Source organism: Nocardia sp. CA-120079, from assembly GCF_050955745.1.
Taxonomy (GTDB): domain Bacteria; phylum Actinomycetota; class Actinomycetes; order Mycobacteriales; family Mycobacteriaceae; genus Nocardia.
Genome location: NZ_CP192088.1, coordinates 8,830,121 through 8,853,506, shown reverse-complemented (window position 1 = coordinate 8,853,506; position 23,386 = coordinate 8,830,121). Strand labels below are relative to the sequence as shown.

3 protein-coding genes are annotated in these 23,386 nt (G+C 66.3%); all 3 read left to right on the top strand.

The window, feature by feature from the left end; genetic code table 11:
* Positions 1–26 precede the first annotated feature (26 nt).
* The 3 genes from ACQPYR_RS39955 (at position 27) to ACQPYR_RS39945 (ending at position 23,062) form a co-directional block, all read left to right on the top strand.
* Complete coding sequence (locus ACQPYR_RS39955; protein ID WP_433624783.1) at positions 27–1,010, top strand: DNA-binding response regulator; 984 nt, start codon at positions 27–29, stop codon at positions 1,008–1,010.
* Between the two features lie 316 nt (positions 1,011–1,326).
* Complete coding sequence (locus ACQPYR_RS39950; RefSeq protein WP_433635371.1) at positions 1,327–8,532, top strand: amino acid adenylation domain-containing protein; 7,206 nt, start codon at positions 1,327–1,329, stop codon at positions 8,530–8,532.
* Between the two features lie 127 nt (positions 8,533–8,659).
* Entirely contained in the window at positions 8,660–23,062 is a 14,403-nt protein-coding gene (locus tag ACQPYR_RS39945; protein WP_433624781.1) for an amino acid adenylation domain-containing protein, read from the top strand.
* Positions 23,063–23,386 lie beyond the last annotated feature (324 nt).

Genomic DNA, 23,386 nt, shown 5'->3' with positions numbered 1-23,386 from the left:
GACCGTACGGTCGTTAGGCTCAGGCGATGACAGCGCTGGGCGATATCTTCGAGCCTGGATCACCGCATGGGCGGACCTACGCCGTGCTGGTGCATCATCCGCGATCCAGCCTGGGCGAGGTCGCCGAATATCTGGGCGTCTCGAAGGAAACCGCCGCCGCATCGCTGCAGGTATTGACCGACCTGCAGGCCGCGGTGAGTCAGCTGTCCGCCGACGGTGAGGCCATCTGGGATGCGCACGCCCCCGAATCGCTGTCCGAGGCCGAGGCGCGGCGCAGGCAGCACGAGATCAATCAGATGCACGCCGCGGCCGCGCGACTGAGCGAGACGTTTCGATCGGTGCGCCGCTCACCGCGCACCAATGGCGCGATCGTGCCGGTCTTCGAACGCCTGGAGATGCTCGCGGATTTCGAGGAGGTCCAGACCTCGGCCCGCAACACGGTCAAGGTGATCGAACGCGGTCCCTATCTCAGCGACCCGGAACGCGAGCGACAGCTGTTCCTGCTCAAGCGCTCTCGGATCGGTGACGGCATCCGCTACCATACGCTATATCAGGACACTATTTATCAGGATGCGGAAAGGTTGCGGCACGCGCTGTCCACCAATGCCAGTGGGGCGCAGGCGCGCACTCTGCCGGAGCCGCCGTTCAAGCTGATCATCAGTGATGACGAGCGCGCGAGCCTGGTCTTGCACGCGGACGAGCGCCGCCCGGATCCGATGGGTCTGCGCATTACCGGTTCGCCCGGATTGCGGTTGCTGGTCAAGACTTTCGATGTGCTGTGGTCGCTGGCGGCGCCGATTTCGGTAAACCCGGCCGCCGACGAACTCGACGAGCGGGATAAGGCGATTCTGACCCTGATGGGCCTGGGTGCGACCGATGACACCATTGCTCGCCGACTCGGCATGTCCCGCCGAACCGTGGTCCGGCGCACGGCGCGGCTGCTGGAGCGGCTCGGCGCAAGCACTCGGTTCCAGGCGGGCGTGCAGGCGACGAGGCGAGGATGGCTGTAGCTCGAGCAAGTGAACGCTCGAGTGGACAACATGGGACGAATGCTGAACGATCGGTGTCCCGGGATGTTTGAGGGCTTGTGTCACAACGAATTCGGAGCTAGCGCCACGCACTCCGTATTCGCGGACAGTTAGCTCTCGCCAAGATGATTACCCGATTGCGTTGCGCAGGAGCGAATGCGGCGGCGGAATTCCGTGTGCGGTTGTTCGACCCTGCCATGTACTCGATGTGAAAGGCGAATGGTTGGGAATGGATAGGGCGAGTCGATCTGTTCGGACCAACCGTCGGCGCCGAGCCGGCACCCCACTCTTCGGTCAACTGCTCACCGCCGCCGTCGAATCCGCCGCTGATGCGGTTGCGATGCGCTTCAATCCGACCGGTGATCCGGCCGACCAGCGCGAGTTGACCTATCGCGAATTCGACGCGGCATCCTCGCGGCTGGCCTGGGAACTCGTGACACGCGGCATCGGCCCCGGCGACATTGTCGCCACTGCGCTGGCTCGATCGGTCGAGTCCGTCCTCGCGGTGTGGGCGATCGCGAAGACGGGTGCGGCCTATGTCCCGGTGGATCCGGCCTACCCCGCGGAGCGGATCGCGCATATGTTGTCGGACTCCGGCGCTGCGCTGGGCCTGACCACTGCGGCGCATCGCGCGGCCCTGGGCACATCGGTCGATTGGATCGAACTCGACGATCCCGTTGTTGCCGCGCAAATCGCCGCGCAGCCGGAGCGACCGGTCTCCTATGCCGATCGGGTGCGCCGGCTGGACGAGCGGCATCCGGCCTACGTCATCTACACCTCAGGTTCCACCGGACGGCCCAAGGGCGTCGTGGTCACGCACTCCGGTTTGGCCGGTTTGGCCGTGATCGGTCAGCGGTATGCGCTGACCGGCGATTCGCGGGTGACGCACCTGAGTTCGCCGAGCTTCGACTTCTCGCTGATGGAGATGCTTTTCACGTTCTCTGCCGGAGCGACGCTGGTGATCGCGCCACCAACGGTGTTCGGTGGTGTCGAGCTAGCGGATCTGCTGCGCCGGGAACGGGTTACCCATCTGCTGATCACCCCGGGTGCGCTGGAATCGGTCGATCCGGCCGGGCTGGACGAACTGCGGGCCGTGGTGGCCGGTGGCGACAGGCTCGGCGCCGAACTCGTCGAGCGCTGGGCGCGGGACGGGCGGGCCGTTTTCAATGCCTATGGTCCGACCGAGGTCACGGTCATGGTTACGACCGGGCAGATGGAACCCGGCGCATCGGTCACCCTCGGCGGCACCGTCGCCGGAGTCGGGGCCTTTGTGCTCGATTCGCGCTTGCGGCCGGTGCCTTCGGGTGTTGTGGGCGAGTTGTATCTGGGCGGATCCGCGCTGGCGCAGGGCTATCTCGGACGGCCCGGACTGACCGCGGAACGGTTTGTGGCCAGCCCGTTCGGGGCGGAGGCCGGTGCGCCGGGTGCGCGACTGTACCGGACCGGAGACCTGGTGCGGCGCAACGAAACCGGCGTACTGGAATACCTGGGTCGATCCGATTTCCAGGTCAAGATTCGCGGTCTGCGTATCGAACTCGGCGAGATCGATAGCGCGCTCACCGCGCATCCGGATGTGGATTTCGCGGTGACGCTCGGCAAGACATTGCCTTCGGGCGCGACCGCGCTCGTCTCGTATGTGCTGCCACGCCCCGATGCCGTCGTGGATACCGCCGAACTCGTTGCCGCACTGGAGCGTTCGCTGCCCAAGTACATGGTGCCCACCGCCGTAGTGGTGCTTGACGAACTGCCGCTGACGCCCGTGGGCAAGCTGGATCGTGACGCGCTGCCCGATCCGGTTTTCCAGGCGCGTGCGTTCCGTGCGCCGTCCACGCGGGAAGAGCAGGTCGTCGCCGAGGTGTACGCGGCGCTATTGCTCGGCGACGGTGTGGATATCGGTGTCGATGACGACTTCTTCGAACTCGGCGGCAACTCGCTGCTGGCCGCGCAGGCCGCCGCGCGCATCGGTACCGCGCTGGGCGCGCGGGTGCCGGTGCAGCTGGTATTCGAGGCCCCCGGAGTCGCCGAACTCGCTCAACGGGTGACAGTGCTCGCGGCGGCCGGACATGCTTTGACCGCGCAGCCGCGTCCGGATCGGATTCCGCTCTCCTACGCGCAGCAGCGCATGTGGTTCCTGAACCGCTTCGATCCGACCAGCGGTGTCAACAACATTCCGCTGGCGGTGCGGTTGTCCGGGGCGCTCGACGTCGAGGCGCTGCGTGCGGCGGCGCGCGACCTGGTGGCGCGGCACGAGGTGCTGCGGACGGTGTATCCGGAGATCGATGGCGAGGGCATCCAGGTCGTATTGCCGATCGATGATGCCCATGCGGTGCCGGAGCTCGAGATCGTGTCCGCGAGTCCGGCCGAATTGCCCGAGCTCGTCATCGCCGCGGCCGTCGCCGGTTTCGATGTCGCCGTCGCGCCGCCGATCCGACTACGTCTGGTGCGGCTCGGCGAAACCGAGCAGGTACTGGTGTGCGTGGTGCACCACATCGCGGCCGACGGTTTCTCCATGGGGCCGCTGGCGCGGGATCTGATGTCCGCCTACTCGATTCGGTCGGTCGGTGCGGGTACGCGGCTGCAGCCGCTCGACGTGCAATACGCCGATTACGCGATCTGGCAGCGGGCGGTGCTCGGTGCGGAAGACGACGCGGATTCGCTGCTGGCTCAGCAGATCGCCTTCTGGCGCACCGAATTGGCCGGACTGCCCGAGCAATTGGCGCTGCCCACCGATCGGCCGCGTCCGGCGGTGCTGTCCAGCCGCGGCGCCGTCTTCGCCTTCGAGATCGATGCCGAGGTACATACGGCACTGGAACGGATTGCCCGCGATCATCATTCGACGCTGTTCATGGTGGTGCACGCGGCGCTCGCGGTACTGCTGTCCCGGCTGGCCGGGACCACCGATATCGCCGTCGGAACCCCTGTTGCCGGTCGTGGGGATGCCGCACTCGACAATGTGATCGGAATGTTCGTCAATACGCTGGTGCTGCGTGGCGAGGTCGACCCCGAACTATCGTTCGACGATTTGCTGCGCAACTTCCGGCGGGCCGATGTGGCGGCCTTCGGACATGCGGATGTGCCGTTCGAGCGACTGGTCGAGCTGCTCGATCCGGTGCGTTCGATGGCGCGGCACCCGCTGTTCCAGGTGATGCTGACCTTCCAGAACATGGACCGGCCCGAACTGGAGCTGCCGGGCCTCACCGTTTCCGGCATCGATCTGGGTGTCGTGCAGGCGAAGTTCGATCTCGAGCTGACCGTCGTGCCGCGCGAGGACCATGGTGCGGCGAACGGTCTCGCGGCATCGTTCACCTATGCCACCGACCTTTTCGACGAGGCGACGGTGGCCGGTTTCGCGCGGCACCTGAATCGGGTGCTCGGCGCGGTGGCCGCGGATCCGCACCTGGTGGTCGGGGAGCTCGAGCTGCTCGGGCCCGCCGAGCGGCAGCGGATGCTGCGGGACTGGAACGACACCGCGCACCCTGTAGTCCCGGAACTGCTGCTCGACGGATATCGCCGTGCCGTAGCGGCGCATCCGGATGCGGTCGCGGTGGCCTACGAGGGGAGTGAACTCGCATATCGCGAATTCGACGAGCGGGTCAACCGCCTCGCGCGGCTGTTGATCCAGCGGGGCGTGGGTGCGGAAGCCCTGGTGGGACTGGCGGTTCGGCGTTCGATCGACCTGGTCGTCGGCATGTATGCGATCGTGACGGCCGGTGGTGCGTATGTGCCGTTGGATCCGGATCATCCGGGGGAGCGGATCGCGCATATTCTCGATACCGCCGCGCCCGTCTGTGTGCTGACCACGACGGCCGATGCCGTGTCGACGGGCGATGTACCGGTGGTGTACCTGGATACCGCTGAGCTGTCGGCATTCTCGGGAGATCCGGTGCTGCCGTCGGAATTGCCACGGCCGGTTTCGCTGGACAATCCGGCCTACGTCATCTTCACCTCGGGCTCCACCGGTCGCCCGAAAGGCGTTGCGGTCACCCACGCGGCCATCAACAACCAGATCGAGTGGATGCTCGCCCACTACCCGCTCGGTCCCGATGATGTGTATCTGCAGAAGACCGCCACCACATTCGACGTATCCCTGTGGGGGTACTTCATGCCGTTGCGCGCGGGTGCGAAGCTGGTGGTCGCCACGCCCGACGGGCATCGCGATCCGGTGTATCTCGCGGAAACGATTGCCATGCAACGGGTCACCGTCACCGACTTCGTGCCGTCGATGTTGACGGTGTTCGCCGCACATCTGACGCCCGGGTCCTGCCCGACCCTGCGCGATATCTTCGTGATCGGTGAGGCATTGCCACCGGAGACGGTGACCGCGCTGCGTGCGGTGTCGGATGCGGCTGTGCACAACCTGTACGGCCCGACCGAGGCGGCGGTGTCGATCACTGCATGGCGCGCAGACGCGATCGAGCAGACCACCGTGCCGATCGGCCTGCCGCAGTGGAATTCGCAGGTCTACGTGCTGGATTCGCGATTGCGGCCGGTACCCGCCGGGGTGGTCGGCGAGCTGTATCTGGCTGGGACGCAGTTGGCGCGCGGGTACGTCACCCGACCGGATCTCACGGCGGATCGCTTCGTCGCCGACCCGTTCACCGCCGGGGCGCGGATGTACCGTACCGGTGATCTCGTTGTGTGGCGCGAGCACCCGCACCGGTTGGAGTACTTGGGCCGCAGCGACTTCCAGGTGAAGTTCCGTGGTCAGCGCATCGAACTCGGCGAGATCGAGACCGCGCTACTCGCCCAGCCTTCGGTCAGCCAAGCCGCGGCATCGGTTGTGCAGTCGGGTGATCAACTGGTCGGATATGTGGTGCCGCGGCCGGGGCAGCAGGTCGAGCCGCAGGATTTGCGGACCGCGGTGGCCGAAGTGCTTCCGGCATATATGATTCCGGCCGCCATTGTGGTGCTGGATGCCTTCCCGCTGAATACCAGCGGCAAACTGGATCGCAAGGCACTGCCCGCGCCGACGTTCACCGCACGCGAATTCCGCGCTCCGATCACCCCGGCGCAGGAGATCGTCGCTGCCGTCTTCGCCGAGGTGCTGGGCATCAAGGTGCTGGGCATCGAGCGGGTCGGCCTCGATGACGACTACTTCGCACTCGGCGGCAATTCGCTGCTGGCTACCAGGGTCGTTGCGCGAATCAACGACGCGCTTGATACGAATGTCGCCGTGCGCGATCTGTTCGAGACCTCGACCGTCGCCGCACTCGCCGCCGGAATCACTCCCGGCGCGGGCCGTGCCGCCGCCGCGCGCGTTCCGCTGACCAAGGCCGAGCGCCCGGAGCAGGTGCCGCTTTCCCTTGCCCAGCAACGGATGTGGGTGCTCAATCGGATCGATCCGGAATCTCCGGCATACAACCTGCCGTTCGCGATCCGGCTGACCGGCGAGCTCGATGTCGCGGCGTTGCGCCTGGCCGTCGAGGACGTGCTGGTACGGCACGAGGCGCTGCGCACCCGGTTCCCCACGGCGGGTACCGGTGGACAGGCGTATCAGGAGATTCTGCCTGCCGCCGAGGTGCTGCCCGATGGACTCGAGGTCGAGACCACCACCGATGTGCTCGGTCGGGTCGTCGAGCTGGCGTCGGCCGGATTCGATGTGACCGAAGCAGTTCCGGTGCGGGCCCGACTATTGACCGACGGGGACGAGTACGTGCTCGTTGTCGTGGTGCACCATATTTCGGCCGACGGTGCTTCGCTCGCCCCATTGGCTCGGGATCTGGTGACCGCGTATCTCGCTCGCGTGGGCGGTGCGGCCCCCGGCTGGTCGCCGCTTCCGGTGCAGTACGCCGATTTCGCACTCTGGCAGCGCAAGGTCATCGGCACCGATGACGACGAGAACTCGGTGGCCGCAAGGCAATTGGCGTACTGGCGTGAGCAGCTCGCCGGGCTTTCGAGCGCACCGGTGCTGCCGCTGGATCGTCGACGTCCAGTGGCGGCGTCGGGGCGTGGCGCATCGGTCGGCTGGTCCGTGCCCGGCGAGGTGCATGAGGGTCTCGTTCGGATCGCGCGTGAGCATCGATCGTCAGTGTTCATGGTGGTGCACGCGGCGCTGGCCGTCCTGCTCGCCCGACTGTCGGGTGGTTCGGATATCGCCATCGGCACACCGATCGCCGGGCGCGGTGAGCGGGCGTTGGACGAATTGGTCGGCATGTTCGTCAATACGCTGACGCTGCGCACATCGGTCGAGCGCGGCATGGCATTCGACGAGTTGGTCGAGCAGACGCGTGCGACGGATCTGGCGGCGTTCGCGCATGCGGATCTGCCGTTCGAGCGGGTGGTCGAGGTGGTCTCCCCGGGGCGTCCGTTGTTCCAGGTGATGCTGGTCTTCCAGAATCTCGAGCAGCCGCGCCTGGAGCTGCCGGGACTCACCGTCGCGGCATTGGACACAGGCGGTGTCGTCGCGAAGTTCGATCTGCAGGTGGTCGTCGAACCGCGCCTGCGAGCCGATGGGACGCCGGATGAGCTGGTAGCGGTATTCACCTATGCCACAGACCTTTTCGAGGAATCGACGGTGCGTGGGCTGGGGCGCATGCTGGAGCGGATTCTGACCGCGGTGGTCGCCGATCCGGGCGTGCGCATCGGCGGCATCGATATTGTCGACGAGCATGATCCGGTTCGCATCGCCAGCGATGCCACCACCGCCACCGACGGCACCGAGCTGACCCACCTGCTGACCGCCGCGGTGGAAGATGATCCGGACGCGCCCGCACTGGTGTGGGGCGAGGAGGAAATGCCCTACCGGAAACTCGATGCCAAGTCGTCTCAGCTGGCCAGAGTGCTGATCGGGCGTGGTTGCGGTCCGGGGACGGGTGTGGCGATCCGGCTGGAGCGCGGTCCCGACTGGGCGGTGGCCGCGTGGGCGGTGCTCAAGGCGGGGGCGGCGCTGGTACTGCTGCCCGCGGACGAGTCTTCGATACCCGATGCGCTCTCGGTGCGGATCGGGTTGACCACCGATGCGCGTCCGATCGGTGACGGCATCGAATGGCTGCGCCTCGACGATGCCGCGACCAGCGCCGAAATCTCCGCGCAGTCACTGCGACCGGTGAACCACGCGAATCGGACCGGGGTACTCAGCGGGTCCGATCCGGCCCTCGTCATCGCCGCGACCGGGGTGCGGATGAGCTACGACGAGCTGGCCACGGCGGCCGATCGCCTGCGTGTGCGCACCGACCTGACCTTCGAATCGCGCACCTTCCAGCACGGCCGGTCCGATTCGGCGGCGACGCTGCTCGAGGTGGTGAGCGCCGGTGCGACCGGGGCCGGTTTGATCGTGGTGCCGGGTGCCGAAGACCTGGGTGCGTCACTCGCCGAGGAGTGGGTGACGCATCTGATCGCCGATCGGGCCGCGCTGGCCGTCATCGATACCGCCCAGCTCGCGGATCTGCGGGCGGTGGTGCTCGAGCAGGGCCCAGCCACCGAGGTCGCAACCGCCGAGGTCGTGGTGCCCGAATCGGCCGAGATCGTGCCGTTGGATGAGCTGCTGCCGGTGGTGTCGAGCTGAGTAGATGACGGTGCAATGGGGGGAGGTTGAGATGTAACGACAAACGCTAGGAAGTAGTCCCGGAGATGCTCGGCTTGTTCGAAGGTGTGTTGGCATTCGCGCGCGGTGCGCGACAGGGGTTCGGCGCATGACCCGGCCGAATCGCGAGCGGCCCAACCGGACTCGACGCCCGCGGATCAAGACCCTGCCGCAGTTGCTCACCACCGCCGTCGAGGCCAATCCGGCCGGAGCCGCAGTGATCTTCGCCGATGCCACAGCGACATTGGCGCAGTCGAGTTATGCCGAACTCGATGATCGGTCGAACCGCTTGGCGCGCTTGCTGATCGAGCGCGGTATCGGCCCGGAGGATTTGGTCGCGGTAGGTATTCCGCGGTCGGTGGAATCGATTGTCGCGGTGTGGGCGATCGCCAAGGCCGGTGCCGGATTCGTGCCCGTCGACCCGAACTATCCCGCCGATCGCATCGCGCACATGCTGTCGGATTCCGGTGTGGCACTCGGCCTCGGCGTCGCGGCGGTGGATCTGCTCGGCGGCCCGGAGTGGCTCGCCATCGATACCTCGGACATCGCGGCATATTCGGCGGAGCCGATCACCTACACGGATCGGATCCGGCAATTGCGCCCCGAGCATCCGGCCTATGTCATCTACACTTCCGGATCGACCGGAACGCCCAAGGGCGTGGTCGTCACCCAGGCCGGGCTGTCGAATTTCTGTGATGAGCAGCGCGAACGCTATACGCTGACCGCCGATTCGCGCACACTGCATTTCGCCTCGCCCTCCTTCGACGCATCGGTATTGGAGTTGCTGCTTGCGCTGAGCCGGGGCGCGACCATGGTCGTCGTCGCACCGACGGTGTACGGCGGTGCGGAACTGGCCGCACTGCTGCGCCGGGAGCGGGTGACGCACGCCTTCATCACCCCGGCCGCGCTCGCCTCGCTGCCCGCCGAGGGACTGGACGAGTTGCGCGTCGTGGTCGCGGGGGGTGAGGCGTGTCCACCGGAGTTGGTGCAGCGCTGGGTATTACCGATCGCGGATGGTCGCACTCGGGAATTCTTCAATGGATACGGTCCGACCGAGACCACGATCATGACGAATATCAGCGCACCGCTGGTGCCGGGCGAACCGGTGACCATCGGTGGGCCGATCCGCGGGATCACCGAATATGTGCTGGACGAGGATCTCGCGCCGGTGCCGGGGCGGGTCGTCGGCGAACTCTATATTTCCGGTGCGCAGGTGGCTCGCGGCTATCACGAACGACCGGGACTGACCGCCGCTCGGTTCGTGGCCGATCCGTTCGGTGAGCCGGGTTCGCGGCTCTACCGCACCGGTGATCTGGTGCGCTGGACGGCGGAGCACGAGCTGGAGTATCTGGGGCGCAATGATTTCCAGGTGAAGATCCGTGGCTTCCGCATCGAACTCGGTGAGATCGACGCGGTGCTCGCCGCGCACGGCGGCGTCGATTTCGTGGTCACCATCGGTCACGAACAGGACAGCGGTGCGACGATTCTGGTGTCATATGTGCACGCGGTCGATGGTGTTGCCATCGATACGACGGAACTGACCGAGTTGGCCGCAAGCAAGCTACCCGCCCATATGGTGCCGAGCGCCATTATCGAACTCGATGAGATCCCGCTGACTCCGGTCGGCAAGCTGGATCGGCGGGCACTGCCCGCACCGCGGTTGCGCTCCAAGACTTTCCGTGCGCCGTCGGGGGCGATCGAGCCGGTAGTCGCCGAACTTTTCGCCGACGTTCTCGCGGTCGACGTGCCGGTCGGCGCCGATGACGACTTCTTCGAACTCGGTGGCAACTCGCTGATCGGCACCCAGTTGATGGCGCGCCTCGGTGCCGCGCTGGATGCCAGGATTCCGGTGCGTCTGCTTTTCGAGACGCCGACCGTGGCCGGGCTTGCCGCCGCGGTGGCGCAACACGCGGGGGCGGGTGACCGCAAGGCATTGGTCGCCGGGCCGCGTCCAGAGGGGATTCCGCTGTCGCCGGCGCAGCAGCGGATGTGGTTCCTGAATCGGTTCGATACCGGATCGGCGGCATACAACATCCCGATCGCGGTGCGATTGAGCGGTGCGCTGGATGTGACCGCGCTGCGGGCGGCGGTCGCGGATCTGGTTGCGCGACATGAGGTCCTGCGGACGATATATCCCAATACCGACGCCGGGCCGGTGCAGCTGATTTTGCCCGCGGACCAATCGGTTCCCGAGCTGACGGTCCAGACGGTCGCGGCCGGACAGCTCGAATCCGCTGTGCGTGAGTTGCTTTCGACGACATTCGATGTGACCGCCGAGGTGCCGTTGCGGGTCGGCTTGTTCGAGGTCGAGGACGCGCCTGCCGAATTCGTATTGGCGCTGGTGGTGCACCATATCGCCGGTGACGGCACCTCGATGGGACCGCTGACGCGCGACCTGATGACCGCCTACGCCGCACGCTCGGCCGGTTCCGTGCCCGGTTGGACACCGCTGCCGGTGCAATACGCGGATTACAGCATCTGGCAGCGCGAACTGCTGGGTAGTGAAAGCGATCCGGAGTCTGTGTCGGCCGGACAGATCGCCTACTGGCGGGACGCACTGGCGGAACTGCCCGATCAGCTCGATCTGCCGACGGATCGGCCACGGCCACCGGTGCAGTCCTTCGCCGGTGGCAAGGTTCCGGTGCACATCGATGCCGAAACCCACCGTGCGCTGGCCGAATTGGCGCGCGCCGAGGGCGCGACGCTGTTCATGGTGGTGCACGCCGCATTGGCGGTACTGCTGGCCCGGTTGTCGGGTACCGATGACATTGCCGTCGGTACGCCCATGGCCGGTCGCGGTGAGGCCGCGCTGGACGAGCTGATCGGCATGTTCGTCAATACCCTGGTGTTCCGGACCCGGGTCGATGAATCCGCACCGTTCACCGAACTGCTCGCGCGGCAGCGCGAGACGGATCTCGGGGCCTTCGCCAATGCCGATGTGCCGTTCGAACGACTCGTCGAGGTGCTGAATCCGGTTCGCTCGACCGCGCGGCATCCGCTGTTCCAGGTGGGGTTGTCGTTCCAGAATCTTGCCGCGACGAGTCTGGAGCTGCCCGGACTGACCGTCGCGGCGGTGGACTTCGATGCCGCGGTATCGCAGTTCGATCTGCACTGGATCATCGGCGATCACTACGACGAGACGGGGCAGCCCGCGGGGATCAGCGGTGCCGTCACGTATGCGCACGATCTGTTCGACGAGCGGACGGTTCAGAGCTTCGTGGCTCGGTTCGCGCGCTTGCTCGGCGAGATCGCCGCCGCACCGCGCACCGTCGTCGGTGAGCTGGAACTGCTCGACGCTGCGGAACGGACCGAACTGGTGTCGGGTCGCAATGCGACCGACCATGCGGTGGATGCGATCGCGACGCTGGTGTCGCTCTTGGACGCGACCGTGGCTGCGACACCGGGCGGGGTGGCGCTGATGGGCGCGGACGGCGAACCGGTGACCTACGCCGAGCTGGATGCACGGGTGAACCGACTTGCGCGGCATCTGATTTCGCGTGGTGTCGGTCCGGAGTCGCGGGTGGTGCTCGCCTTCCGCCGCTCGGTGGATCTGGTTGTCGCGATGTACGCGGTGACCAAGGCCGGTGCCGCGTATGTGCCGGTGGACCCGGACCAGGCCGCCGCGCGGACCGACTACATTCTGGGTGCCGCGGCACCGGTCTGCGTATTGACCAATGCGGCAGCGGGTTTCGACACCGCACTGGCGCCGGTCGTGCGACTGGACCGGCTCGACCTCGGTTGGCTTGCCGAGACACCGATCACCGATGGTGAGCGGGTAAGGCCGCTGCGCGCGGCGAATACCGCGTATGTGATCTTCACGTCGGGTTCGACGGGGCGGCCGAAGGGTGTCGCGGTGTCGCACGCCGCGATCGTCAACCAATTGCTGTGGAAGACCAGCGAATTCGCGCTCGGTCCTGGCGACGCGGTGTTGCTGAAGACGGCCGCCACCTTCGATCTGTCGGTGTGGGAGTTCTGGTCGGCGGCCGTATTCGGCGGGAGATTGGTGCTGGCGCACCCGGACGGGCATCGCGATCCGGATTATCTGAACGATCTGATGGCGCGGGAGTCGGTGACCACCTTGCATGTGGTGCCGTCGATGCTGGACGCGCTGTTGACCGGTCGGCTGCCGTTCACCTTGCGGCGAGTGCTGGTCATCGGTGAGGCATTGCCCGCGGGGTCGGCACAGCGATTCCGGGACACCTATCCGCAGAAGGAACTGTTCAACCTGTACGGGCCGACCGAGGCGGCGGTGTCGGTCACCAGCCATCGGGTGACCGATGCGGATGCGGTGTCGGTGTCGATCGGTGCGCCGGAGTGGAACAGTCGTGTCTACGTGCTGGATTCGCGGTTGCGTCCGGTGCCGGTTGGCGTTTCGGGTGAATTGTATTTGGCCGGTGCGCAATTGGCGCGTGGCTACTTCGGTCGGGTCGATCTGACCGCGGAGCGGTTCGTGGCGAGTCCGTTCGAGACGGGTGCGCGCATGTACCGCACCGGTGACCTGGTGGCCTGGAATGCGCATGGTGAGCTGGAGTATCGCGGTCGCACCGACTTCCAGGTGAAGATCCGTGGTTTCCGGATCGAGTTGGGTGAGATCGAGGCGGCATTGGTCGCGTTGCCCGAGATCACGCAGGCGGCGGTTATCGCGGATGCCGATCAGCGGACCGGTGATCGACTCGTCGCATATCTGGTGGGCGTCGATATCGATGTGGCACAGGTGAAGTCGGCGCTTTCGCGTGTGCTGCCCTCTTATATGGTGCCTGCCGCCTATGTGGTCTTGGCCGCGCTGCCGCGCACCGTCAACGGCAAGTTGGATCGAAAGGCATTGCCCGCGCCCGAGTTCGAGACCCAGGTCTTCCGTGCGCCGTCGACGCCGATCGAGGAGATCGTCGCCGGGGTGTTCGCGGATGTGCTCGGGTTGGATCGGGTCGGTATCGATGACGACTTCTTCGTGCTCGGCGGCAATTCGCTGATCGCAACCCAGGTGGCGGCGCGCCTGGGCGCTGCGCTGGAGACACATGTACCGGTGCGGGTGTTGTTCGAGGCCACGACCGTCGCGTCATTGGCGGTCCGGGTGGAGCATGGTGTCGGCTCAGGTCGCAGACTCGCATTGGCTGCGGGCACGCGACCGGATCGGGTGCCATTGTCGCTGGCGCAGCAGCGAATGTGGTTCCTGAACCAATTCGATACCGCATCGGCCGCGTACAACGTGCCGGTCGCGGTGCGGCTGTCCGGTGCACTGGATATCGATGCACTGCGATCGGCGGTCGCCGATGTGGTGGCCAGGCACGAGGTGCTGCGCACCGTGTACCCGTCTCGCGACGGGATCGCGTATCAGGTGATTCTCCCGGTGGGACAGGCGATTCCGGATCTGACAGTCGTCGATATCAGTCTTGATGAGCTGCGGGATCGAATCGTCGAGCTGGTCGGTGCCGGATTCGATGTGACCGCCGAGGTGCCGGTGCGTGCCGAATTGCTGCGTTGCGACGGCGACTACGTGCTGGTGCTCGTGGCCCACCACATCAGTGCCGATGGCTGGTCGATGGGACCGCTGACCCGGGACCTGATGCTGGCCTATATCGCGCGCACTGGCGGATCCGCGCCCACGTGGACGCCATTGCCGGTGCAATACGCGGACTTCGCGATATGGCAGCGCTCAGTACTCGGCTCGGAATCCGATCCGGATTCGCTTGCCGGACAGCAGGTGTCGTATTGGCGACAGGCACTGGCCGAGCTCCCGGATGAGCTTAACCTGCCGTCGGACCGGATTCGGCCCGCCGTTCCGTCGTTCGTCGGCGGCCGGTGCGATATCCCGATCGACGCGCGGTTGCACGCCGCGCTGCTGCGATTGGCCCGCGAGCACAATGCGACCCTGTTCATGGTGGTTCACGCCGCGCTGGCGGTACTGCTGGCACGCCTGTCGGGCACCGACGATATCGCCATCGGAACGCCGGTCGCCGGACGTGGCGAGGCCGAACTCGACGATGTCATCGGCATGTTCGTCAATACGCTCGTATTGCGCACCGAGGTATCGGGTGACAGCACCTTCGTCGAGCTACTGGCCCACACCAAGGATGTGGACCTACAGGCCTTCGCACATGCGGACATACCGTTCGAGCGTTTGGTGGATCTGCTCGAGCCGGAACGGTCGACGGCACGGCATCCGCTGTTCCAGGTGGCGCTCTCGTTCGAGAACCTGCCGGACACCTCGTTCGAGCTGCCCGGTTTGCAGGTCGCCCCGGTGGATTTCGATCTCGTCACCGAGAAATTCGATCTGTCGCTGGCGATTCGCGAGTCGGGTTCGGGCATGTTCGCCGCGTTCACCTATGCGCGCGACCTTTTCGATGACGCGACGGTGCGCGTCTTCGCGGATCGATTCGTGCGGTTGCTCACCGCGATTGTCGCGAATACGGAAGCGCCGGTGGGCGATCTGCCGCTGTTGGCCGATTCCGAGGTCGAATTCCTGACCCGGGTGCAGCCGGATCATGTGATGGCGGGTGGGCTGCTGCCCGATCTGCTGTTGCGCGGACTGCGCCATGGTGCCGACCGTGTCGCTGTCCGGTATGCGGGCCGCTCGATCAGTTACCGCGAACTCGACCGGTACTCGTCGCGGTTGGCCAGGGTCCTGATCGAGCGCGGTGTCGGCCCGGAAAGTCTTGTCGCGCTGGCCTTGCCGCGCTCATACGTCATGGTCGCCGCGGTCCTGGCCGTCGCGAAGGCCGGTGGCGCACATGTGCCGATCGATCCGAACCATCCGCGGGAACGGATCCGGTACCTGCTGACCGACTCGGCCGCGGTCGTCGGACTGACCGCCACCGAGTATCTCGGCGACCTCCCCGATGACGTGCCGTGGCTCGCACTCGACGATTCCACGACGGAAGCATTGTGCGCCAACCGATCCGCCGCGCCGATCACCGATGCCGACCGGATCGCTCCGCTGCGTCTGCACCACCCGGCCTATGTCATCTACACCTCGGGCTCGACCGGTATGCCCAAGGGCGTCACGGTGACCCACACCGGACTCGGCGGCCTGCTCGCGCATGCGATCGAGCTGTACCGGCTGGAGCCGACCCGCCGCTTCCTGCATATCTGCGCGCCGAGCTTCGATCCTTCGGTACTGGAATGGCTGTGCGCCTTCTCGGTCGGCGCGACATTGGTGATCGTGCCGTCCGCGGTGCCGGGCGGACCCGAACTCGGTGAGCTGCTGCGCGCGGAACGGGTGACGCACGCGATCATCACACCGGCGGTGCTCGGCACAGTGGACCCAACGGGCCTCGACGACCTCGAGATGCTCTCCGTTGGTGGCGATGTCACCACACCGGAACTGGTGGCCAAGTGGCAGCCCGGTCGCCGGTACTACAACGGCTACGGACCGACCGAAACCACGATTATCTCGTCCTATGCGGAATTGACTGCGGAACAGCGCATTACGATCGGGACGCCCGTGCGCGGCATGTCCGCACTGGTGCTGGACGGGCGGCTGAATCCGGTACCGCCCGGGGTTACGGGTGAGCTGTATCTGGCGGGCGGCGCGCTGGCCCGCGGTTACCGCAACCGAGCCGGGCTGTCCGCGCAACGTTTCATCGCCAACCCGTGGGGCGAGCCGGGTGCCCGGATGTACCGCACCGGTGACCTGGTCCGCTGGTATATGACTCCGGCCGGGGCATGGGAGCTGGATTATGTGGGGCGTAGCGACTTCCAGGTGAAGGTTCGCGGCTTCCGTGTCGAACTCGGTGAGATCGATGCGGTGCTCGGCGGTCACGAGGATGTCGAATTCGCGGTCACCCTCGGCCACGAAACCGCCGCTGGCGCCACGGTACTGGTGTCGTATGTGCGTCGCGTGGCGGATCGTGTTGTCGACGCGGACCGACTCACGGAATTCGCGGCGCGGGTACTGCCTTCGCATATGGTGCCTTCGGCCATCGTCGTTCTCGACGAGGTGCCGCTGACCACCAATGGCAAGCTCGACCGCAGCGCGCTGCCCGAGCCGCAGTTCACCGCCACGATGTCGCGGGCGCCGTCCGGTCCGCTGGAATCGCGGATCGCCGAACTGTTCGCGCAGGTTCTCGGCGTGCGGCTGGTGGGAGCCGATGACTCGTTCTTCGCCATCGGCGGCGACAGCATCGTCTCGATCCAGTTGGTTTCGCGGGCCAAGGCGGTCGGAATCGGCTTCACCCCGCGCGATGTCTTCGAGCAGAAGACCGTCGCCGGATTGGCCAGGGTCGCGGTGCTCGGCACGGATCCCGCGCCGGCGGTGCTGGCCGAGCTGCCCGGTGGCGGTGTCGGCGATATCCCGCTCACGCCGGTGCTAGCGGGTTTCCTCGACAACGGTTCGTTCGGTCGATTCGCGCAGACCCTCGTGCTCGCGCTGCCGGAGGGCATCGATCGCACCGGACTGGCCGCGACGCTCACGGCCGTACTCGACCACCACGACATGTTGCGCGCGCGGGTATGGCAGGTCGACGGCCGGTGGTGGCAGCAGGTCGCCGCGCCGGGCACCCTCGGCGCGCTGGTGTCGGAGACGGACGTTCCCGACGAGGCCGAGCTCAACCGAATCGGCAACGCCGCCATGGTTTCCGCGCTGGCCGCACTGGATCCGGCTGCGGGCCGGATGGTCGCGTTCAGTTGGCTGCGCAGGTCGAATGCCCGCGATCTGCTGGTCGTCGCGGCGCACCACTATGTGATCGATGGTGTGTCGTGGCGGATTCTGATCCCGGACCTCATCACCGCATGGGCACAGCGTTGCGCCGGGATGGCCGTTGCGCTGCCGCCGGTCGGAACATCGTTCCGGCGTTGGGCGCACGGTCTGGTGGAGGTGGCGGGCTCGCCGTCGCGAATGGCCGAACTCGACTACTGGCGCGCTGTGCTGGCGACACCGGATCCCTTGCTCGGTTCGCGTGCGCTCGACCCCGCCATCGATACCCATGCGACGGTGCGTCAGTTGACGGTCGAGGTGCCGATCGATGTCGCCGATGCGGTGTTGACAACGGTGCCCGCGCTGTACCGGGGCGGTGTCAACGACGGTCTGCTCGCCGCGCTGGCCATGGCGGTGCGGGTCTGGCGGGCACGCCGCGGGATCGACGCCACGGTCACCAGGATTCGACTCGAGGGTCACGGCCGCGAGGAAGCGACCGTGCCCGGCGCCGATCTGACCCGCACGATCGGCTGGTTCACCAGCGTGTACCCGGTGGCGCTCGATCTGAGCGGCGTTGCCGAGGAGACCGCGGCGGTGCTGCGGTCGGTGAAGGAGCAATTGCTCGCGGTGCCGGATCGGGGCATCGGCTTCGGCCTGCTGCGCCAACTGAATTCGGGCACAGCAGGTGCGCTGGCCGGTGATATCGGGCAGATCGGCTTCAACTACCTGGGCCGGGTGTCCACCGGCGAATCGGCGGGGCTGACCGATCCGGGATGGCTGCCGTCCGGCGACCTGGGTGACCTCGACGACGGCCAGGATCCGGCACTGCCCGCGTCGGCGGTGGTCGATATCAATGCGATCGTCGTCGATACCGATGCCGGACCGCGGATGGATGTGGTGTTCAAGTACGCCGGTGAAATCCTCGACGCGGCGGCGGTACAGGAACTCGCCGACGACTGGCTCACCGCGCTCACGGCAGTAGCCGGGCACGTAGCCGACCCGGACGCCGGTGGTCTCACACCATCGGATGTGCCGCTCGTATCGACCACCCAGCACGAACTCGATACCTGGCGGGCGAACTACCCGGGTCTGGCCGACGTTCTGCCGCTGTCGCCGCTGCAAACCGGCCTGCTGTTCCTGATGGAAATGCTGGCGGAGTCGGTGGACCCCTATGTCATTCAGGTGGCGGTCGAACTCTCGGGCGAATTCGAACTCGAGCGTCTGCGCCGCGCGGCACAGGCGGTGCTGGACCGGCACGCGAATCTGCGCAGCGCCTTCACGTTCGGCGTGAACGGCAAACCGGTGCAGCTCATCGCCGACGGTGTCCGGGTGCCGTGGCAGGTGGTCACCGAGGTACCCGACGCCGACCTGCCCGATCTGCTCGTCGCCGACCAGCGCACCGGATTCGATTCCGCGCTGGCACCGCTGCTGCGATTCACGGTGTACCGCACCGTATCCGGGCACACCCACCTCGTGCTGACCGCGCATCACATCCTGCTCGACGGCTGGTCGATGCCGCTGCTGATGAAGGATCTGCTGATCCTCTACGCGACCAGGAGCGATACCGCGCTGCTGCCCGGGTTGCGGCCGTACCGCGACTATCTGACGTGGTTGTCGCGGCAGGACCGCGAAGCCACACTGCGCGCGTGGGAAACCGCGCTGACCAAGGTCGCGCCGACGCTGCTCGCGCCCGCGCTGGTGCGACCCGCGGTGCCGGACAGTGGATTCGGCAGGTCGGCATTCGAACTGTCAGCGTCCGAGACGGCCGCGCTGACGGCCTTCGCCGCGGCGACCGAGGTCACCGTCAATACGGTGTTGCAAGCGGCGTGGGGTGTGGTCGTCGCCGGTATCACCGACCGTGACGATGTCGTCTTCGGTGTCACCGTTTCGGGACGCCCACCGCAGCTCGACGGCGTCGACGCGATGGTCGGCCTGTTCGTGAACACCATTCCGGTGCGGGTCCGATTCGATTCGGCGACAACGGTTTCGCAGTTACTCACCGAGTTGCAGGGCGAGCAGGCGGCGCTGCTGGAGCATCACTATCTCGGGCTGGCCGACGTCCAGGCGATCGCGGGCGGCAGTGAGTTGTTCGACACGCTGGTGGCCTACGAGTCGTATCCGATCGACGCCGATGGCCTGCGGCAGGCGGGCAATGCCGTCGATGGGCTGGTGGTCAGTGGTGTGAGTTCGGTCGACTACACCCACTATCCGGTTACCGTCCGGGCCGAACTGGGTGCCGAGTTGCGGGTGGAGGTGCTGTACCGCGGCGATGCCGTCGCGGATTCGGCGGCGCTGGCGCTGACCCAGCGGTTGCGCGCGGTGCTCGGCGAATTCGTCACTGCGGATTCGGTTGCCGCAGTGCGTGACGGTGTGGGTCCCGATGTACTCAGCCAGGTTCGATACTGGCGCACCACGCTCGCAGGCCTGCCGGATGAGTTGACGCTGCCGATGGATCGTCCGCGTTCGACTGTGCCCTCATATATCGGTGGGCAGGTAGCGCTGCAAATCGGCGTGCACCTGCACCACGAACTGCGTCGGCTTGCCGAATCCAGGAATACCTCGGTATTCGTGGTCGCACATGCGGCTTTCGCGGTGTTGTTGGCGCGTTTGTCCGGTACGAGCGATATCGCAATCGGTGCACAGGCATCGGGGACAACCTTCGATGAACTGGGCGTCGCGGTCGGTCCGGCCGACGCCGGAATTCCAGCCTCGGGGACAACCTTCGACAACAGTGTGGTGCTGCGTACCGATAGCAATCCGAGTATGACCCTCGACGCGGTCGGTCCGGCCGCCGGTACTCCAGCCTCGGGGACAACCTTCGACAACACTGTGGTGCTGCGTACCGAATACGACCCGAGCGCGACCTTCGATGAACTGCTGGCCGAAGTCGGTTCGGTCGACGCCTCCGCATTCGCGTATGCCGATGTGCCGTTCGCACAACTGGTCGAGATACTCGACCCGGTCCAGGTGACCGGCAGACATCCGCTGTTCCAAGTCGCGATGGGCAACACCGTGGCAACGGATCCGCTCACCGTTGACCTGCGGCTATCGCTGAACGAGCGGATCGGCCCGCGCGGCGAAACCCAGGGTGTGCTGGCCGAATTCAGCTATGCGACAGACCTGTTCGACGCCGTGACCGCGCAGGGCTTCGCCGATCGGTTCGCCCGCATCCTCGCCGCGGTCGTCGCCGATGCCGCCGTGACCGTCGGCGATATCGAGCTGCTCGGACCGAACGAACGCACCAGAGTTCTGCACGAATGGAACTCGCGCGGTGCGTGGGTGCCCGCCGCGACACTGCCCGAACTGATCGCCGATCAGGCCCGGCGCAGGCCCGATGCGGTGGCGGTCCGTTTCGGCGATACGGCACTGAGTTTCGCTGAACTGCGGCGGCGGGCCAACCGGGTGGCCAGGGCGCTCATTGCCGCCGGTGCCGGACCGGAATCGCTGGTGGCCGTTGCGGTTCCGCGCACCGAAGAGTTGCCGGTCGCATTGCTCGGTGTGCTCATCGCGGGTGCGGCGTATCTGCCGATCGATATCACCTATCCGGCGCAGCGGCTGGCCTTCGTGCTGTCGGATGCGGTTCCGGTCTGCGTGCTCACGACCGCGGAGCAGCGGGCCGATGCGCCGGTTGGTGAGTTGCCAGTGATATTGCTCGAAGAGACAACGGAATTCGACGACCGTCCGGTCAGCGATGCCGACCGAATCGCACCGCTGCTTCCGGACCATCTCGCCTACGTCATCTACACCTCGGGTTCGACGGGTGTGCCGAAGGGCGTTGGTGTCGCGCATCGCAATGTGGTCGAGTTGTGCGCGAATACCCAGCCACTGTTCGGGTTCGACGAAACCGATGTGTGGACGCTGTTCCACTCCTTCGCGTTCGACTTCTCGGTGTGGGAGCTGTGGTGCGCGCTGGCCACCGGCGGCTCGGTGGTCGTGGTCGACTATGCGACTTCGCGGGCACCGGAGCTGTTCCGCGAGTTGCTGATTCGCGAAAATGTGACGGTGCTGAACCAGACGCCGTCGGCCTTTTACCAGCTCATCGAGGCCGATCGGGCCGATTCCGACCGCGAATTCGCGCTGCGACATGTCGTATTCGGTGGTGAGGCGCTGGATCTACGTCAGTTGCGGCGCTGGTACGAGCGCCATGACGCGGATGCGCCGCGCCTGGTCAATATGTACGGCATCACCGAAACAACCGTGCACGTATCGTTCCTGGCGCTGGACAAGCAGATCGCGGACAGTCCGGACAGTCTGATCGGAGGCGCGCTGCCCGGCTTGGACGGATATGTGCTCGATGAGCGCCTGCACCCGGTGCCGGTTGGAACACCGGGTGAGATCTATGTGGCCGGAGCCCAGCTGTCCCGGGGATACCTCGGCAGGCCGGGCCTGGCCGCAGTGCGTTTCGTGGCGAATCCCTTCGGAGCACCTGGATCTCGCATGTACCGCACCGGCGACCTCGGGCGCTGGAGTCGGACCGGGCTTGCCTACGCCGGGCGCAGTGATCAGCAAGTTCAGCTGCGCGGCTTCCGAATCGAACTCGGTGAGATCGAATCCGCGCTGCTGCGCTGTCCCGGCGTGAGCCAGGCGGTGGTGCTGGTCCGCTCGACCGAACGTCTCGGTGATCAGCTCGTCGGCTATGTGGTGCCCGCCGCCGGTGCCGGCATCGATCCCGATGAGCTGCGCGTCCAGGTGGCCGAATTCCTCACCGGTTACATGGTTCCCGCTGCCATCGTGGTGCTCGACGTCATGCCGCTGACACCGAACGGCAAGTTGGACCGGCGCGCGCTGCCCGAACCCGCATTCGAGGCACGGCAGTACCGCGCACCGGCCGCACCGATCGAGGAAACCGTCGCCGCCGCGTTCGCAGAGGTGCTCGAACTCGACCGATTCGGGATGGACGACAACTTCTTCGAGCGCGGCGGCAATTCGCTGATCGCCACGAAGCTGACTGCGCGACTGAGTTCGCTTCTCGGCGAGAAGATTCCGGTGATGCGTGTGTTCACCGCGCCGACCCCGGCGGACTTCCTGGCTGAGCTCGCCCGCCGGGCGGGTGGGCAGGTCGAGGGTGAGGTGGCCTTCGATGTAGTGCTGCCGCTGCGTGCGACGGGTACCGCCGAACCGCTGTTCTGCATTCACCCGGTCTCCGGTATCGCGTGGTCGTTCGCTGGTCTGGCCGCCTACCTCGATTCCGACCGGCCGATCTACGGCATCCAAGCGCCGACTCTGGCCGCACCGGCGGTGCTGCCGGACACGATCGAGGAGTGGGCCGCGATCTATGTCGATGCGATCCGCTCGGTCCAGCCGAAGGGGCCGTATCACCTCATCGGCTGGTCGATGGGCGGTGTTTTCGCCCACGAGATCGCGGTGCAACTACAGCGAGCCGGACAACGAGTGGCGACGCTCGCGGTGATGGACAGTTATATGGCCGATCCGCCCGACGAACGCGCGCAGGGCGCGGGCTCACCTGTGCCGGTGGCCGAGTTGATCGGCGGCCTCCTCGGCGAAAAGGCGGGTGACCTGGGCTTCGACATCGACGTGGACTGGGGACAGCTCGCCGAGCGACTGGTCGAACTGCCGGAACCATTCGCCTCCTTCGGTTCCGACCGGTTCACCCGGGTGCTGGATACGGCCGTGCATTCGGTCGTGCTGCGCAATGCGTATCAGCCCGTTCGATTCCACGGGGACGTCATCTACTTCACCGCGGCGCTCGACGATTCCACGGGTTCGATCGGCGCGGGAATCTGGGCGGAGGTCGTCGACGGTGCCGTGGACAACCGTGCGGTGCAGACCACTCATTGGCGGATGACAGCCGCCGATGGGCTCGCCGAAATCGGTAAGGCGTTGACCTCGTTTTGGCGCGAAACCCGCAGCGGGGATTGATCTTCCGGCGCACGCTTGATGGGTGTGCGCTTGCTGAGTGGCCGCACACCCGATGTGCCGGGTGTGCGGTCGACATGAGGGTGCGTTGGGTCGGGCGGGTTCCGGCATGTCCACTCGTTCGGCGCAGTGCGGGAGGGGAGCGCTTCGCTCTGGCGCAGTCAGTTCCGTCGCTGCCGCATTGGCATGCGGTGCGCATTCATTTTGGGCGTGGCCGGGCCGGGGCCGCTTTCGAGTTGGTTGGCTGCGGTGGGCCCTGTTGTTCTGCACCGACTCCTGGGGTTTGCCGGTCCAGGGTGGTTCGGGCTCAGGCTTGCCGTGTAGCGC

Coding starts and splice junctions, on each gene's coding strand:
- ACQPYR_RS39955 (WP_433624783.1), top strand. CDS start 27: ATGACAGCGCTGGGCGATATCTTCGAGCCTGGATCACCGCATGGGCGG.
- ACQPYR_RS39945 (WP_433624781.1), top strand. CDS start 8,660: ATGACCCGGCCGAATCGCGAGCGGCCCAACCGGACTCGACGCCCGCGG.